Here is a 16722-nt window from a genome sequence, read left to right as displayed (position 1 = left end):
GTGGACGTCTCCACGGCAATGGCGGTGGCTTGCGCGAGCGTGGCCACCGCCGGACCGTAAGTCAAAACTAACGCTTTGTCATAGGCGGCGACATGGATCTCCTCGCGCCCGGCGTCGAGGGCGGCGAGCACGGCACGACCGGGAAAGGACGCGGCCGCCTCCGCCGCCAGGGCCTCGAGCGTGGTCACGCCGATTGCCGGGATCTTCAGCGCCAGCGCCAGGCCGCGCGCCGTAGCGACGCCGACGCGCAGGCCGGTGAAGGAACCCGGGCCGACGGAGACGGCAATGGCGTCGAGGCCTGTGTAGCGGGTCTTCGCCGCTTTCAGCGCCGCGTCGATGACCGCCATCAGATGCTCGGCATGACCCTTGCCGAGGTCGAGCACCTGGCGGCCAAGCTCGCTCTCCGCCGCCGTGTCATAGACGCTAGCGGCGCAGAGAGAGGCGGCACAGTCGATGGCAAGCAGCTTCATGGTGGCCAGTTAATGCCTTGGGTCGAAAAAACAATTCCCTGTGCCCGCCACGGCCCGTCCCTGCAAGGGGCAAGGTGGATATTTGTTATGCGGCTTGGCATGACCGGGGTCGAGAACGTCCCTCCAACAATCGCGGTGGCTACGCCGGCTGTGCGATGCGCAGCATGTGGTTGTCCCAGACATAGTCGGGCTCGGAGCGCATCGTGCCATTGCCCTCGACGATCTCCCCGTTGCCGGTCGTGGCCATGAAGCCCGAACCGTCAGGCGCCAGGCCGCAGACCTCGACCAGCGCCCTGGTGGCGACGATGCGGCCGCTGGCGGCGTCAATGACGGCGAGCGAATTGCCCTCCGGCGATGTGACGGCGACCGTGCCGGCGGCCGGATTGGCGGCGACCGAGCCGATATAGTTGCGGAAGCCCGCGAGCACATCCTGCGACACGTCGAGCAACTGCAGGTCCTGGCCGCGCGCCGCGCGACCGATCAGCAGGGGCCGGTCGGTCGCCGGGCCGCGATACTGGCAGCCGAACCAGACCGTGCCGGACTGGTCGCGATCCATGTGCCGGATAGACAGCTGGTGCAGAGCCGACGGCAATTCGTGCTTTTCGATCAGATCGCCGGTGATGCGGTCGACCAGAACATAGGACGGCTTCATGGTGGCGATGTTGAGCTCGGCGCGGCCGTAATCCGGATGGGTCTCGATGCCGCCATTGGCGACCGCGATCGTCCGGCCATCGCCGAGCAAAAGCAACTCATGCGGCCCCATGCCGTAGGTCGGGAATTCGCCAACGCGCCCGAAACCTGAGCGCGCGTCATAGACGCCGACGACGCCGGCGGCGTTGTCGAAGTCATTCTCGGTGGCATAGAGCAGCGCGCCGTCGGTCGAGAAGACGCCGTGGCCGAAGAAATGTCGTCCGGTGACGCTTGCGATGGTCAGCGGCTTGTCGCGACGGGTGTGATCGAAAACCACGGCAAAGGTGCCGGGCTGCCGGGCAAAGACCACGGACCGCTTCGAGATCGGATCGAAGGTGACATCGTGGCCACGGTCGGGCAGATCGATCGCATGCAGCACATTGCCTGCCTCGGACAGCACGGCGGCGCCATAGCTGCCGTCGCGCTTGACGAAGGCGGTGGCGAAGACCGCGTCGGCATCAAGCGTCTTTGCCCAGGCCCGCGGCGCCATCCCGGCGATGAAGCCGGCGCCGGCGGCCCGCAGGAAATCGCGGCGGTCGATCAGCGGCGTGCGGGGCAAGATCATCGCTCAGTCCCCATCCAGCGAGGAGAAGCCGGCGGTCAGGCCGAATTCGGCGGTCAGCCTAGTGCCGATCAAGGTCGTCAGGCTCGAGGTGATCAGCGCGAAATGATCAAGCTTGTCTCGCAGCTCCGGATCGGCGAGCGCCTTGTCGATCGGACCGGTGACGGATTTGGCGGTCGCAACACCATTGGCGAGCTGGATGTGGATGGACTCGGCCATCCATTGCGCGTCGGCCGGAAGCGCATCGCCCAGTTTCGAGGCCTCGAACAGCGCGTCGATGCCAGACAGATTGCCAGCCAGGGAATTCGTCGTGTTTTGCGAGCGCCAATAGATCGCCTGCCTGGGCTTGTCGCCGTCCGGCTTGCCGCCCAGGAACCCTTTGAGGCGCACGTCGCGGACCATCTCCAGCTCGTTGATGAAGACGCCGACCAACTCGGTCACCGCTTCGGTGCCGTCGCGGTAGAGCGCGTTCTGCGGTCCCGGGTTGGCCCAGAGCGCGGCAAATCCGTCCGGCTGCTTCCACGCCACATCAACCTCGGCGGCCATCGTTTCGATATTGCCGGCGACGGCCGCGCCGTAGCCGCAGCGATAGGGATCGTCCTTGCCGGCAAGGGCGTCGGCGCCGTCGCCGTAAAGCACGAACTCGAGCGCGCCGAGCCCTTGCATGGCGACGCTCTTGTCCGCCAGTTGCGCCGGATCGGTGGCGGTCGGGTCCTTGCCGGCCAATGCCGCCTGCACCTGCTTCAGGCCGATACCCTTGCGGTCCGGCCAGTAGAGCATGCGCTCCAGCCGGTTGTTCTCCCTGATCGGCCCGAAAGCGATGATTTCAGCCGATGACCAGGCCTCCACCGTGGCCGAGAACTCGACACGCGCCGCCTCGAGGCTGCCTTGCGACGGCGCATTGCACAGCGTCCGCATGGCCTTGGTCAAGCTGCCGGCATGGTCGTGCAGGCTGGCATAGGCAGGGCGGATAAAGCCATCGATCGCCCGCTGGATGACAGCGGAGGCCTTCACCTCGGCCGATGCCGGGGAAACGCCAAACAGCGCCAGGGGAAGGAGGAGAGCAACCGCAAGACGCTTCGACATCACAGGGACTCCAGGAATTTGACCAGCGCATCGCGATCGGCAGCATCGGCGGCGGCAAAGCGGTCGCGCGCCTTCTGCCCCTCGCCGCCATGCCACAGGATCGCCTCGGCGAGGGTGCGGGCGCGCCCGTCATGCAGGAAGAACATATTGCCGTTGACCGTCCCGGTCAGGCCGATGCCCCACAGCGGCGGCGTGCGCCATTCGCTGCCGGTCGCGTCGCCGACAGGCTGTCCATCGGCGAGGCCCGGCCCCATGTCATGCAGCAGGAAGTCGGAATAGGGCCAGATCAACTGGAAGGCCTGCGCCTTGTTGGGCGTGCCGCGCAAGGTGACGAATTTCGGCGTATGGCAGGAAATGCAGCCCATCTCGTAGAACTGCTTCTTGCCTGCCAGCACCTGGCGGTTATCGATGTCACGCCGGGCCGGCACGGCAAGGTTCTGCGAATAGAAGGTGACGAGATCCATGACCGGCGGCGGCGCCTCGACCGGGCCGAGCCGCTGCTGCACGCCGTTCGGCATGGCAAGGCAGGCCTTTTCGGCCTCCGTGCAGTCGCCCCAATGTTTCGGCGCCTCCGGCGTCGAGATGCCGATGTCGCCGGCAAAGGCCTCCGCCGCCTGCTCGCGGATCGACGCGGTCTGCGCCTTCCAGCCGAAGCGGCCCAAAGTCACCTCGCCGCTCAACTCATCACGCACAATATTCGGCCGGCCGAAGATACCGTCGGCGTCGCGATCGTCCCGATCGACATGGGCGAGGATGTCGGCGGGCGCGATCTGCTCGATCAGGCCAAGGCCGATCATCGGCGGCGTCAGGCGCGGCGACAGCGTGGTGCGCGGATCGAGCGGACCGTAGCCGAGGCCGTCGACGGAATAGCCCGGCTTGCGCAGTGAGACCACGGAGCCGCCGGCGAGCGTCACCTTCTCTTCCTGGTAGTCGACGCGCATGCGGCCTTCGCCCTTGAGGCCAGCTACCGCCAGCCCCTGCAGTTGCGAGCCGTAGACCGGATCGGGGAAGTTTAGCAGCTTGTGACCGGCAAGCTCGGCTCTCTCTTGCTCGCTGCTTGCATCGCGCGCCAGGCGCAGGAACATCGAGGTGGTGCCGGCGCCACCTGCCGGCGGGCGGCCGCGGCCGTCCTTCAGATGGCAATTCTGGCAGGCGCGCTCGTTGAACAGCGGCCCAAGCCCGTCCGATGCCTGCGTCGAGGACGGCGAAGACACCCAGTTCTTGCGGAAAAGCGCATTGCCGAGCTTGAAGTTGCCCTCCTCCTCGAAGGTGATGTTGGCGGCGGGCTGGGAGAAGGCGTCGCGGTTGACGTCCTTGCGCGACGTGCCGGCGCCACCCTGCATCAGCTCGAATGACTCGGGTTTGGAGAAGTCCGCGGTTGGCCTGGTGACGGCGATGACGCGCGCCAGGTCCTTTGGCGTCAGATCGCTGCGCGTGGCGGCAAGGTCTGCGGGCAGCGGGTCTCCAGCCAGCGCTGAAGCGGTGGCCATCACGGAAATGAGAGAAAGCCCGCGAACCAGCCAGGCCAGCGAGCTTTCCCTGGAAGGCGAGGAAGGCGAGCCTTCGGCCCACCGCGAGCGGCGCAGGAAATCTAGGCGGCGCCGCATTCCCGCATGTCCTTACTCCGCCTCGTTGGCCGAGTCGGCATTGAGCTGGCCGTATTTCTCCTCGCCGATCGAGGCGAGCAGGTCGAGCTGCGTCTCGAGGAAGTCGATGTGACCTTCCTCGTCGGCAAGCAGTTCCTCGAACAGTTTCATCGACACGTAGTCGCCGGCCTCCTGGCAGATCTCGCGCGAGCGCTTATAGGCGGTGCGCGCGTCATACTCGCCGGCAAGATCGGATTCGAGCACTTCCTTCACGTTCTGGCCGATGCGCAGCGGCGCCACGGACTGCAGGTTCGGATGCCCCTCAAGGAAAATGATGCGGGCAACGAGCCGGTCTGCATGCTGCATTTCCTCGATCGATTCCGCCCGTTCCTTCTTCGCCAGCTTGGTGTAGCCCCAGTCTTCGAGCAGGCGATAGTGGACCCAGTACTGATTGACGGCCCCCAGCTCCAGAAACAGGGCCTCGTTAAGCCGCTCGATGACCTGCGGTTCGCCTTTCATGGGTTCTGCTCCCGTATTGGCCGCGCAAGCCTCTGACGCGGTCCAGGTGTGAAACGATGTCGGCGCCGCTCGCCTCAGAGCGGGCGTGGTAGTGCTCGGTGACCCGAATGATCGTTTCCACCACATTTGGGAAGCAGCCGCAACAGCGACCGCGCTTGCGCATGGCATGATAGACCTTGGCCGGCACGATGAGCTGCCAGGGATCCTCATCCAGCAGCCCTACGATCGTCTGCTCGATCTCCTTCTCGGTGATGATGTTGCAATGGCAGATCAGCATTCACTTGCCCTGGCTGACGGCGCCGCTCCGGCGCCGTTTGGCTTGTTTCTCATTCGAGCATGACCTTGTCCAAAAATCGGCTTCCACTTTTTAGGAGTATGCTCGCGCCTTACTTGAATACCTTGTCCGGCGCGTCGAGGCTGTCGGAGCCTTCGAAGGCGATGCTGTTGAGCTTCAGCGAGCCGACGGCGCGCTCGATCGACTTGGTCTGGTCGATCAGCGCATCGATCGCCGCCTGCACGGTGGCGTTGCCTTCGGTGTTGCCCTCGGCGATCTGCTGGTCATAGGCCTCGCCGGCCAGCGCGCGCGCCTTGATCGCTTGCATCTTGGCGACGGAGGCATCGAGCTTATCAGACAGCTCCTTGTCGATCGCCGGGTCGGCGACCTTGACCATGTCCGATACCGAAGGTCCGGAAACGACCGTGCCGTCGAGGCGCGTGTAGCTGGCGTGGTAGGCGGCGCGGATGCCGACGGCGTCATAGAGGTGCGAGTTGTAGGTGTTGTCCGAGAAGCAGTCGTGCTCCTCTTCCGGATCATGCAGCAGCAGGCCGAGCTTCATGCGCTCGCCGGCGAGTTCGCCATAGGACAGCGAACCCATGCCGGTGAAGATGGTCGAAATGCCGGCGTTGGCGTCGCCATCGACCAGGTTCTTGCGGGCGGCGCCGTCTTCCTTCCAGTTGTTGACCATCTCCCGCAGGTCGGAAACCAAAAGGCCGCTCGCCGACTTCAGATATTCGGCGCGGCGGTCGCAATTGCCGCCGGTGCAGTTGGCGAGGTCATAGTCCGTGTAGGGCCGCTCGCCGGCGCCGGGACCGGTGCCGTGCAGGTCCTGGCCCCAGAGCAGGAACTCGATGGCGTGATAGCCGGTCGCGACATTGGCCTCGACGCCGTCGGCCTCCTGCAGCGTGCCGGAAAGGAATTCCGGCGACAGCTTCGAGGCGTCGACCTTCTTGCCGTTGATCTCGATCTCCTTGCTGGCGATCACATTGGCGGTGTAGAGCGAATTGGTGTCGGACTCACTGCCGTAGCTCTTGGCGACATAGTCGATCAGGCCTTCGTCCAGCGGCCAGGAATTCACCTTGCCTTCCCAGTCGTCGACGATCTTGTTGCCGAAGCGGTAGACCTCGGTCTGCTGGTAGGGAACGCGCGATGCCTTCCAGGCTTCGCGAGCGGCGTTCAGCGTGTCCGCCGAAGGCTTGGCGAGCAGCGCGTCGACGGCCTTGTCGAGGGCCTGCGCCGTGGTTAGCGAATCCTCGTATTTGGCGAGTGCGATGTCGGCATAGGTCTTGATGACCGCCTTGGCGTCGGTTTCGGCCTTGGCCGGCAGCACAAACACCGCCGCCGTCAGCGCGGCAGTCGCGCAGATCGCAGCGACCCTGCCGCCATTACGTGCTGTCATCATCGTTCTCCAGTTCCTTGGGAATTCGCTAAATGGCGCGCGTGCCAGCCCGTGACGAGGCATGGGCATGCCGCCGGGCACAACATGGACCGCGCCGTTGCGCGGTTCGTGGAAGACAGACACCGAAATGCCTCCAATCGAAAGGGTTCAAGGCCCAGACATCAAAGGATGCGCTTGCCGCGCGAGCCTCCATAAAGCGGCGAAGGGGCTGGAAGTCAACAGGTCCACCCAAGAAAATTCAATTGAAACAACTGTTTAGAATAATTCTAAACTACAACTATCAACTTTAAGCCTTTGCCGATGCGACGTAATCATGGAATGCGGCGATTGACAGGCGACCATTCCGGGTGCGACCCGGACCGGGGCTCTTGCGACGGCGGCAGACAATCGCCACGTGGCGGAATATCCTAGATTTGGGCGCAAAAAGGGCTGCGATGAAGAACGGGGTGGTCATTGTCGGTGCGGGTCACGCTGGCGTGCAGGCGGCGGCGAGCCTGCGCGAGGAGGGTTACGACGGCCCGGTCATCCTGATTGGCGACGAGAGCGAACTGCCCTACCACAAGCCGCCGCTTTCGAAGACCTTCATCAAGGACCCAGACGCAAAGCCGCAGCCCCTGCGCGGCGAAGCCTTCTATTCAGGCAGCGCCATCGACTACCGGCCGGGCGTCCGCATCGAGGCCATCGAAGCCGACGCCCACAGGCTGAGGGTATCGGGCGGCGGATCGCTCGCCTTCGATCACCTTGTCCTGGCGACCGGCGCCCGGCCGCGCCTGCTCAAGCTGCAGGGCTCGGAGCTCTCCGGCGTGGTGTCGCTGCGATCGCTCGCCGATGCGCGGCTGATCCGCGAGCTCAGCGCCCAATGCGAGGATGTCGTCATCCTCGGCGGCGGCTTCATCGGGCTCGAGATCGCCGCGACGCTGCGCGCGGCCGGGCGCAATGTCGCTGTGGTCGAAGCCGTCGACCGGCTGCTCGGGCGGGCCGTGGCGCCGGTCATCGCCAGCCATGTCAGGCAGCGCCTGGAAGCGATCGGCGTGCGGATCCATACCGGCACCACCGTTGTCGGCCTGGAGGGCAAAGGCGGCCGCGTCTCGGCCGCGATCATCTCCGGCGGCGAAAGGCTGCCGGCACAGATGGTCATCATCGGTATCGGCGTGGTGCCCAATGTCGAACTGGCCGAGACCGCCGGCATCACGGTCGCCAACGGCATCCGCGTCGACCAGCAGATGCGCAGCTCGGCGCCGGATATCCTCGCCATCGGCGATGCGGCCTCCTACCGGCACTGGTTCACCGGCGCCGATGTGCGGCTGGAATCGGTGCAGAACGCCACCGACCAAGCGCGGCTCGCCGCGCGCACCATCCTTGGCCATGCCGACGCCTATTCGGCAGTGCCGTGGTTCTGGTCGGATATCGGCGACATGAAGCTGCAGATGGTCGGACTGACCTCAGGCGGCGACAGCCATGTCGTGGCGGGCGACCTCACCGAGAACAAGTTCTCGATCTATCACTATGCGGGCAGCCGGCTGCTCGGCATCGAATCCGTCAACCGCCCCGGCGATCATATGCTCGGCCGCAAGATGCTGGGGGCCGGCTTTTCGCCCGCACCGCAGGCCGTTGCCGGCGGGCCCGATGCGATGAAGGCGGCGCTGGCCGCGTTTCAGGAGGAGCCCGCCAGGGCAACCGGTTAGGCGACACGTGCCTCGCGGATCGAGCTTTCCAGAATGTCCAGTGCCTCGTTCATGACGCTATCCTGGATGGTGATCGGCGACAGGAAGCGGATGACGTTGCCGTAGACGCCGCAGGTGAGCAGGATCAGGCCCTTGTCGAGCGCCTTGAGCCGCACCGCATTGGCGATTTCGGCCGAGGGCAGGCCCTTTTTCACATCGTTTAACTCGACCGCGTTCATGAAGCCGGGACCCCTGATGTCGACGATCTCCGGCACGTCCTCGCGGATCGACTGCAGTCGCTGTTTCAGCCTGCTGCCCAGCGCATTGGCGCGGTCGCAGAGCTTTTCCTCCTCGATGACGTCGAGCACGGCGTTGGCCGCGGCGACGCCGATCGGGCTGCCGCCATAGGTGCCGCCAAGTCCGCCAGGGCCGGGCGCATCCATGATCTCGGCGCGTCCAGTGACCGCCGACAGCGGGAAGCCACCGGCCAGGCTCTTGGCCATGGTGGTAAGGTCGGGCGCGACGTCATGATGCTCCATGGCGAACATCTTGCCGGTGCGGGCAAAGCCGGTCTGCACCTCGTCGGCGATCAGCAAAATGCCATGCTGGTCGCAGACCTTGCGCAGCGCAGTCATGAAATCGCGCGGCGCCTCATAGAAGCCGCCCTCGCCCTGCACCGGTTCGACGATGATGGCGGCGACGCGGGCGGGATCGACGTCGGCCTTGAACAGCCTGTCGAGGGCGGCGAGCGAATCGGCGACCGTTACGCCATGCAGCGCCACCGGGAACGGCGCGTGGAAGACATCGGCCGGCATGGCGCCGAAGCCGACCTTATAGGGCACCACCTTGCCGGTCAGCGCCATGCCCATGAAGGTGCGGCCGTGGAAGCCGCCGGAAAAGGCGATGACGGCCGGGCGGCCGGTGGCGTTGCGGGCAATCTTGACGGCGTTCTCCACCGCCTCTGCGCCGGTGGTGACGAAGATCGTCTTCTTGTCGAACTTGCCGGGCAGCAGGCCATTCAGACGCTCGGCCAGCCTGACATAGCTCTCATAGGGCACGACCTGATGGCAGGTGTGGGTGAAGCGATCGAGTTGCGCCTTGACCGCCTCGATCACCTTGGGATGGCGGTGGCCGGTGTTGACGACGGCGATGCCGGACGCGAAGTCGATGTAGCGGCGGCCCTCGACATCCCAGATTTCCGAGTTCTCGGCGCGATCGGCATAGATCTGCGTGGTCATGCCGACGCCGCGCGAGATCGACTGGTTCTTGCGTTCGGAAATGGCTGAATTCTTCATCTCGTCCCTCATCGGGCCATCCCTCATCGAGATAGGGGCCCGTTCTCGTTTGATGCCGTTGAAATCCGTTCTGGCCCCATTTCAGCTTTTCCTCAAGCCCACACCAGTGCCGGTCGATTGGGCCTGCCGTCACGCGGTTCCCCTAATTTGACCAGTCCGCCCATACGCGTACGACAGAGGTTTCCTTTTTGGGGGGATCGATTATCCTCGCGATTGTCCGCGGCATCCGTCGCAGGGAGCGGCCCGCGCGGTTGAGGGAACCATGAGCAGGAACGCGACACCTTCCGCCCCGACGCTTCCGGTCAACGCCTTCAATCTGTTGTCTTTTCCTGGCTCCACGATGCTCGTCTGCGCCTTGGCGGGACTGGCGCTCGCCGGGTGCCAGAAACAAGAGGCGGCGGCAAAGAAGTTGCCGATCATGGTGCGCGCCGAAACGGTCAGGATCGCCGACTACGCGCCACGGACCTCGCTGACCGGCGTGATCGCCGCGCGCACGCTGAACAACCTATCTTTCCGGGTCGGCGGCCGGATCGCCGAGCGGCTCGTCGATGTCGGCCAGCATGTCGACAAGGACGCGGTGCTGGCCCGCATCGATCCGCAGGAGCAGGAATCCGACCTGCGCTCGGCACAGGCCAACCTCGATGCGGCGCAGGCGCAGTTGACGCAGGCCGCCGCAGCCTTCGAGCGCCAGAAGATCTTGCTCGGCCAGGGTTTCACCACGCGGCGCGACTATGACACGGCGGATCAGACGCTTAAGGTGGCGCAAGGCAGCGTCAATGCCGCGCAAAGCGCGTTCGCGAATGCCAAGGAGAACTTGTCCTTCACCGAGCTCAAGGCCGGTGCGGCGGGCTTCATCACCGCCCGCCAGGTCGAAGCCGGGCAAGTGGTGCAGGCGGCGCAGACCGTCTTCACCATCGCCGAGGACGGCGATCGCGACGCGGTGTTCAACGTCCAGGAAACGCTGGTCGCGCGGACGCCGCAAACGCCGGCGGTGACGATCACGCTCTTGTCCGACCCGCAGGTCAGGGCGATGGGCAAGGTGCGCGAGATCTCGCCGGCGGTCGATCCGGCTTCGGGATCGATCCGGGTCAAGGTCGCCATTCCCGACACGCCCGCCGCCATGCCGCTGGGCGCGGCCGTGATCGGCTCGGCCAGCGCCAAGCCGATCAAGGCGATCCTGCTGCCCTGGCAGGCGCTGACCTCGACTGACGGCAAGCCGGCGGTCTGGGTGGTAGACCCATCGAGCAAGGCGGCTGCGACGACACCGGTCGAGGTGCTGGCCTATGATTCCGGCGTGGTCGTCATCAGCAGAGGGCTGGAGGCCGGCCAGAGCGTCGTCACCAATGGCGGCCAGTTGCTCAGCCCCGGACAGGCGATCGAGATCGCGGGAGCAGGCCAATGAAAAGGCTGCCGCGCATGCTTGTGCCCGCCCTGCTGTTGCTTGCGCCGCTTGCCGGCTGTTCGCAATCGGAAGACAAGCCGCCGGAGATCATCCGGCCGGTGCTGTCGGTGGTGATCGAGCCGCGCACCATCCAGACCTTCGGCTTCGCCGGCTCGATCGAGCCGCAAGTCAGCGCCGACCTCTCCTTCCGCCTGCTCGGCCGTGTCGTCGCCCGCGACGTCAAGGTCGGCGACATCGTCACCAAGGGCACGACGATCGCAGCCCTCGACCCGACGGCGCTGGAGCTTGCGGTGCAGGCGGCCAAGGCCGAGCTTTCCAACGCCGAGGCGCAGTTCGCCAACGCCGCCGCCAGCGAGGAGCGCCAGCGCCAGCTGCTGGCCGCCGCCAACACCACCCAGGCCGTCTTCGATGCCGCGCAGCAGGCGCGCAAAGCGGCCGAGGCCGGCGTCGAGCGGGCCAAGGCCTCGCTTGCCAAATCGCAGGAGCAGCTCGGCTATGCGCGCCTGTTCTCGGATTTCGACGGCGTCGTTACCGCCGTCGGCGCCGAGGTCGGCCAGACCGTGTCGCCCGGCCAGACGGTGGTCACCGTGGCGCGCTCGGACCTGCGCGAGGCGGTGGTAGACATCCCCGACCGGCTCACCGGCGATCTCGCCGCCGGCACGCCGTTCCAGGTCATCCTGCAATCGCTGCCGACCATCCAGACCGAGGCCAAGCTGCGCGAGATGGCGCCGCAGGCCGAGGGCTCGACCCGCACCCGCCGTGTCCGGCTGACGCTCACCGACCCGCCGATAGCGTTCCGGCTCGGCTCGACGGTGACGGCGACGCGCATGACCAAGGTCACGCCGACGATCGAACTGCCGCTATCGGCGCTGCTCGAGAAGGACGGGGCCGCCAAGGTCTGGATCGTCGACCCGAAGACGTCGAGCGTCAGCGCGCACGAGGTGAAGGTGGCCGCCAAAAGCGCCGCCACCTTCACCGTCACCGAAGGGCTCGAGGCTGGCATGCGCGTCGTCACCGCGGGCGTCCACAGCCTCACCGAGGGTCAGCAGGTCAAGCTACAAGAAGGGGGAGCCATATGAAGGGCTTCAACCTCTCCGACTGGGTGCGCAACATGGTCAACGACATCTGGTCGCAGTTCCCGCAAGGCGTGGTCGGGCCGTTCTTCAACGACCGTTTCGGCGACGTTTACGGCAACATCTACGCCTTCACCGCCGACGGGCTGACGCCGCGCCAGCTGCGCGACTATGTCGAGGATGTCCGCACCAAGATCCTGACCGTGCCGAACGCCGGCAAGGTCGACCTTGTCGGCGCCCAGGACGAGGCGATCTACCTCGAATTCTCGACCCGCCAGATCGCAGCACTCGGCCTCAACCAGCAGGCGATCGTGGCCAGCCTGCAGGCGCAGAACGCGATCACGCCGTCCGGCGTCATCCAGTCCGGACCGGAGCGCATCAGCGTGCGCGTGGGCGGCCAGTTCACCTCGGAAGAGAGCCTGCGCGCCATCAACCTGCGCGTCAACGACCGCTTCTTCCGGCTGAGCGACGTGGCGACGATCAGGCGCGGCTATGTCGACCCGCCGACGTCGCTGTTCCGCTTCAACGGCCAGGATGCCATCGCGCTCGCCATCGGCATGAAGCCCAACGCCAATCTGCTGCAGTTCGGCGAGGCCTTGCACGAGGAGATGAACAAGGTGCTGGCCGACCTGCCGGTCGGCGTCGGCGTGCATCTGGTCGCCGACCAACCGGTGATCGTCGAGGAAGCGGTATCGGGCTTCACCCGCGCCCTGTTCGAGGCGGTGGCCATCGTGCTTGCCGTGTCTTTCATCAGCCTCGGCATGCGCGCCGGCTTCGTCGTGGCGCTGTCGATCCCGCTGGTACTCGCCATCACCTTCACCGTCATGGCCTATCTCGGCATCTCGCTGCAGCGCATCTCGCTGGGCGCGCTGATCATCGCGCTCGGCCTGCTGGTCGACGACGCCATGATCGCGGTCGAGATGATGGTGGCGCGGCTGGAGGTCGGCGACAACCTGCGCAAGGCGGCGACCTACGTCTACACCTCGACCGCCTTCCCGATGCTGACCGGCACGCTGGTGACGGTCGCCGGCTTCATCCCGATCGGCCTCAACAACAGCGCCGCCGGCGAATACACCTTCACGCTGTTCGTCGTCATCGCCGTGTCGCTGCTGGTGTCATGGATCGTGGCGGTGCTGTTCGCGCCACTGCTCGGCGTCACCATCCTGCCGGCGACGATGAAGGCCAAGCATCATGACCAGCCCGGACGCTTCACCTCGATGTTCCGGCGCGTGCTGGTCCTTTCGGTGCGCCGGCACTGGCTGACCATCATCGCGACGGTGCTGCTGTTCGCGGCCTCCATCGCCGGCTTCGGCCTCGTCCAGCAGCAGTTCTTCCCGCCGTCCGACCGGCCGGAGCTGATCGTCGACTGGAACCTGCCGCAGAATTCATCGATCACCGAGACGCGCGACCAGATGGAGCGCTTCGAAGGGCGCGCGCTGGTCGGCAATCCCGATATCGACCATTTCTCATCCTATATCGGCCAGGGCGCGGTGCGCTTCCTGCTGGCTTATGACGTGCAGCCGGCCAATCCCTATTTCGGCCAGACGGTCATCGTCACCAAGAGCATCGAGGCGCGAAACCGGGTCAAGCCGGCGCTGGAAAAGCTGCTGCGCGAGGAGTTCGTCGGCACCGATGCCTTCGTCAAGCCGCTCGAGCTCGGGCCGCCTGTCGGGCGCCCGGTGCAGTACCGTGTCGGCGGTCCCGACATCCAGACGGTGCGGGACCTGGCGCAGGAGTTCGCCGGCATCATCTCCGCCAACCCGCAGCTGGCGGCGCCCACTTTCGACTGGAACGAGCCGCAGCGTGTGCTCAGGGTCGATGTGCTGCAGGACAAGGCGCGCCAGCTCGGCATCACCTCCTCCGACATCGCCAGCGCGCTGAACAGCACGGTCGGCGGCGCCACCATCACCCAGCTGCGCGACGCCACCTATCTGATCGATGTCGTGGCGCGCTCGCGCGAGGCCGATCGCAGCTCGGTCGCAACGCTCCAGAACATGCAATTGCCAACCGGGACCGGCGATGCCATCCCGCTCGCCGCGGTCGCCAACATACGCTACGAGCTCGAGCAGCCGACGGTCTGGCGGCGCGACCGGATACCGACCATCACCGTGCGCACCGGTCTGGTCGGCGACGTGCTGCCGGCCACTGTCGTCAACGAGCTGAAGCCGTCGGTCGACGCCTTCATCGCCAAGCTGCCGCCGGGCTATTCGGTCGAAACCGCGGGCTCGGTCGAGGAAAGCGCCAAGAGCCAGGGGCCGATCGCGGCGGTCGTGCCGTTGATGCTGTTCGTCATGGCGACCATCCTGATGGTGCAATTGCAAAGCTTCCAACGCCTGTTCCTGGTCGTGGCAGTGGCGCCGCTCGGCCTGATCGGCGTGGTGGCGGCACTGGTGCCGAGCGGCGCGCCACTCGGCTTCGTCGCCATCCTCGGCGTGCTGGCGCTGATCGGAATCCTGATCCGCAACTCGGTGATCCTGATCGTGCAGATCGAGGACCTGGTCGCCGAAGGCAAGGACCGCTGGGCCGCCGTCATCGAGGCGACCGAGCACCGCATGCGGCCGATCGCGCTGACGGCCGCGGCCGCCAGCCTGGCGCTGATCCCGATTGCGCGCGAAGTGTTCTGGGGACCGATGGCCTACGCGATGATGGGCGGCATCATCGCCGGCACCGCGATCACGCTGCTGTTCCTGCCGGCGCTTTACGTGACGTGGTTCCGCATCAAGGAGCCGAAAGACCGGCGGCAAGACGGCGTGCATAGCGAGACGGTGTCAGAGAGTGGTGCGGCGCATTTGTGAGTCAAGTTGCGCGGCACAGAAGCTACGCCCTCACAAACCCCTCACTCGCCCTCAGCAGATTGCGCGTATAATCCTCACTCACACGGTGGCCGATCAGCTGGCTCGCCGTCAGCGTCTCAACCGCCTCGCCGTTCTGCATCACCATCAACCGCTCGCACATATGGGTGATGATGGCGAGGTCGTGGCTGACCATCAGGAAGGTCAGCTTGCGCCGTCGCCGCACCTCTTCGAGCAGGTTTAGCACCTCCGCCTGTACCGAGGCATCGAGAGCCGAGGTCGGCTCGTCGAGCAAAAGGATCGAGGGCTCAAGGATCAGCGCGCGGGCAATGGCGACGCGTTGGCGCTGGCCGCCGGAGAGCTGGTGTGCGTAGCGAAAGCGGAAGCCGTTGCCGAGACCGACCTCGTCCAGCGCGCGTTCGATGCGCTTCTCGCCATCGGCAAAACCATGGATGGCGAGCGGCTCCTGCAGCAGGCGGTCGACCGTCTGGCGCGGATGCAGAGAGCCGTAGGGGTCCTGGAAGACCATCTGCACCTCGCGGTAAAAGGCTTTTTCACGAGTCTTGCCGAGGGTCTTGCCGTTGACGGTGATGGTGCCCGAAGAGGCGGGCGCCAAGCCTGTGATCGCCCTGAGCAGCGTCGACTTGCCGGAGCCGCTCTCGCCGACCAGCCCGTAGGACTCGCCCTCCCTGACCTCGAGGCTGACGCCCTTCAGCGCGCGAAACCGGTCGAAGATCACCTCCAGCCTGTCGACGGAAAGCGCCGCGGTCATGCCGCCCACTCCGGCTTGCGGTCGAGCACCGGCAGCGGGTGACGCTCGAAGCCGATCCTCGGCATGCAGTTGAGCAGACCGCGCGTATAGGGGTGCCGGGCGTCGCGCAGCTCCGAAGCCTTGAGCTGCTCGACCACCTTGCCGTCATACATGACGATCACGCGGTCGCAGAAGGACGAGACCAGCCGCAGATCGTGCGAGATGAAGATCAGGCCCATGCCGCGCTCGGCGACCAGCTTGTCGAGGATGTTCAGCACGTCGAGCTGCACGGTGACGTCGAGCGCCGAGGTCGGCTCGTCGGCGATCATCAGCTCCGGCCCGGCAATCAGCATCATGGCGATCATGGCGCGCTGGCCCATGCCGCCCGAAACCTCATGCGGGTGGAGGTCGAAAACGCGCTTAGGATCGCGGATCTGCACCGCCTCCAGCATGGCCAGCGCCCGCTCGCGCGCCTCGGCCTTTGAGACCCTCTCATGCGTGCGCAGTGTCTCGACGATCTGGCGGCCGATGCTCATCACCGGATCGAGCGAATATTTCGGATCCTGCAGGATCATCGCGATGCGGTTTCCGCGCAGCGCCCGGCGCTGGCGCGGCGCTATGGAGAGCAGATCGATACCGTCGAAGGCGAGCTTGTTCGCCGAGACCTCGGCCTGCGGCGCGGTAACGCCCATGATGGCGCGGCCGGTCTGCGACTTGCCGGAACCGCTCTCGCCGACGATGCCCAGTCGCTCGCGGCCAAGCGAGAAGGTGACGCCGCGCACGGCCTCGACCAGGCCGGTGCGGGTCGGGAAAGTGACACGCAGATCGTCGACCTCAAGAAGCGTGCCCTTGTCGCTCTTGTTGCCGCTCATTGGTCGCCGCTCCTTGGATCGAGCGCGTCGCGCAGGCCGTCGCCGAGCAGGTTGAAGCCGAGGCTGACGATGAGGATGGCGGCACCCGGTGCCGCGGCAACCCACCACTGGTCGAGGATGAAGCGCCGGCCGGACGCGATCATCGCGCCCCATTCGGGCAGCGGCGGCTGCGCGCCGAGGCCGAGGAAGCCGAGGCCGGCGGCTGTCAGGATGATGCCGGCCATGTCGAGCGTCACGCGAATGATCAGCGAAGAGATGCAGAGCGGCATGATGTGGCGCAGCAC

The 16722-nt window shown here is 65.9% G+C and carries 15 protein-coding genes; 4 read left to right on the top strand and 11 right to left on the bottom strand.

Going from position 1 to position 16722, the window contains the following annotated elements; all coding sequences use genetic code 11:
- The 7 genes from tsaB to EOA33_RS03920 all read right to left on the bottom strand — a co-directional run.
- Nucleotides 1-470: tRNA (adenosine(37)-N6)-threonylcarbamoyltransferase complex dimerization subunit type 1 TsaB (gene tsaB / locus EOA33_RS40210; RefSeq protein ID WP_245482219.1), on the bottom strand; the 470-nt coding region annotated here is incomplete at its 3' end.
- Between the two features lie 139 nt (nucleotides 471-609).
- Entirely contained in the window at nucleotides 610-1725 is a 1116-nt protein-coding gene (locus tag EOA33_RS03945) for a DUF1513 domain-containing protein (RefSeq protein WP_127404989.1), read from the bottom strand.
- Between the two features lie 3 nt (nucleotides 1726-1728).
- Complete coding sequence (locus tag EOA33_RS03940; protein ID WP_127404988.1) at nucleotides 1729-2808, bottom strand: imelysin family protein; 1080 nt, start codon at nucleotides 2806-2808, stop codon at nucleotides 1729-1731.
- A complete protein-coding gene (locus tag EOA33_RS03935) occupies nucleotides 2808-4415 on the bottom strand; it encodes a di-heme oxidoredictase family protein (protein ID WP_127404987.1) in 1608 nt (535 codons plus the stop codon). Before EOA33_RS03935 ends, EOA33_RS03940 begins: the two co-directional genes overlap by 1 nt.
- Before the next feature lie 12 nt (nucleotides 4416-4427).
- Entirely contained in the window at nucleotides 4428-4913 is a 486-nt protein-coding gene (gene bfr, locus EOA33_RS03930) for a bacterioferritin (RefSeq protein ID WP_126056685.1), read from the bottom strand.
- On the bottom strand, nucleotides 4879-5190 hold the full coding sequence (locus EOA33_RS03925) for a (2Fe-2S)-binding protein (protein ID WP_126056686.1): 312 nt from the start codon (nucleotides 5188-5190) through the stop codon (nucleotides 4879-4881). The genes bfr and EOA33_RS03925 overlap by 35 nt, the downstream gene beginning before the upstream one ends.
- A gap of 109 nt (nucleotides 5191-5299) precedes the next feature.
- A complete protein-coding gene (locus EOA33_RS03920; protein WP_127404986.1) occupies nucleotides 5300-6589 on the bottom strand; it encodes an imelysin family protein in 1290 nt (429 codons plus the stop codon).
- 434 nt (nucleotides 6590-7023) lie between these two features.
- On the opposite strand from EOA33_RS03920, the gene EOA33_RS03915 reads away from it, so the two are divergent.
- Complete coding sequence (locus EOA33_RS03915) at nucleotides 7024-8274, top strand: FAD-dependent oxidoreductase (RefSeq protein ID WP_127404985.1); 1251 nt, start codon at nucleotides 7024-7026, stop codon at nucleotides 8272-8274.
- On the opposite strand, the gene EOA33_RS03910 is transcribed toward EOA33_RS03915, so the two are convergent.
- Entirely contained in the window at nucleotides 8271-9548 is a 1278-nt protein-coding gene (locus EOA33_RS03910; protein ID WP_127404984.1) for a 4-aminobutyrate--2-oxoglutarate transaminase, read from the bottom strand. The two genes, EOA33_RS03915 and EOA33_RS03910, sit on opposite strands and share 4 nt — an antisense overlap.
- A 262-nt stretch (nucleotides 9549-9810) precedes the next feature.
- Between EOA33_RS03910 and EOA33_RS03905 the strand changes: the two genes are divergently transcribed.
- Genes EOA33_RS03905 through EOA33_RS03895 form a run of 3 tightly spaced genes read left to right on the top strand, consistent with a single transcriptional unit; the run spans nucleotide 9811 to nucleotide 14818 of the window.
- Nucleotides 9811-10950, top strand: a complete 1140-nt coding sequence (locus tag EOA33_RS03905) for an efflux RND transporter periplasmic adaptor subunit (protein WP_127404983.1) — start codon at nucleotides 9811-9813, stop codon at nucleotides 10948-10950.
- Complete coding sequence (locus tag EOA33_RS03900) at nucleotides 10947-12029, top strand: efflux RND transporter periplasmic adaptor subunit (RefSeq protein WP_126056690.1); 1083 nt, start codon at nucleotides 10947-10949, stop codon at nucleotides 12027-12029. The genes EOA33_RS03905 and EOA33_RS03900 overlap by 4 nt, the downstream gene beginning before the upstream one ends.
- Nucleotides 12026-14818, top strand: a complete 2793-nt coding sequence (locus tag EOA33_RS03895; protein WP_281033503.1) for an efflux RND transporter permease subunit — start codon at nucleotides 12026-12028, stop codon at nucleotides 14816-14818. The genes EOA33_RS03900 and EOA33_RS03895 overlap by 4 nt, the downstream gene beginning before the upstream one ends.
- Before the next feature lie 22 nt (nucleotides 14819-14840).
- On the opposite strand, the gene EOA33_RS03890 is transcribed toward EOA33_RS03895, so the two are convergent.
- The 3 genes from EOA33_RS03890 to EOA33_RS03880 all read right to left on the bottom strand — a co-directional run.
- Complete coding sequence (locus tag EOA33_RS03890) at nucleotides 14841-15587, bottom strand: ABC transporter ATP-binding protein (RefSeq protein ID WP_126056692.1); 747 nt, start codon at nucleotides 15585-15587, stop codon at nucleotides 14841-14843.
- Nucleotides 15584-16438, bottom strand: coding sequence for an ABC transporter ATP-binding protein (locus tag EOA33_RS03885; protein ID WP_127404982.1), 855 nt, complete (start codon nucleotides 16436-16438; stop codon nucleotides 15584-15586). Before EOA33_RS03885 ends, EOA33_RS03890 begins: the two co-directional genes overlap by 4 nt.
- Nucleotides 16435-16722: ABC transporter permease subunit (locus tag EOA33_RS03880; RefSeq protein WP_145989060.1), on the bottom strand; the 288-nt coding region annotated here is incomplete at its 5' end. The genes EOA33_RS03885 and EOA33_RS03880, both read right to left, overlap by 4 nt.

Source organism: Mesorhizobium sp. M4A.F.Ca.ET.050.02.1.1 (assembly GCF_003997725.1).
In the GTDB taxonomy this organism is placed as follows: domain Bacteria; phylum Pseudomonadota; class Alphaproteobacteria; order Rhizobiales; family Rhizobiaceae; genus Mesorhizobium.
The sequence above is the reverse complement of the archived record's forward strand: the minus strand, read 5'-3'. Positions and strand labels throughout refer to the sequence as shown.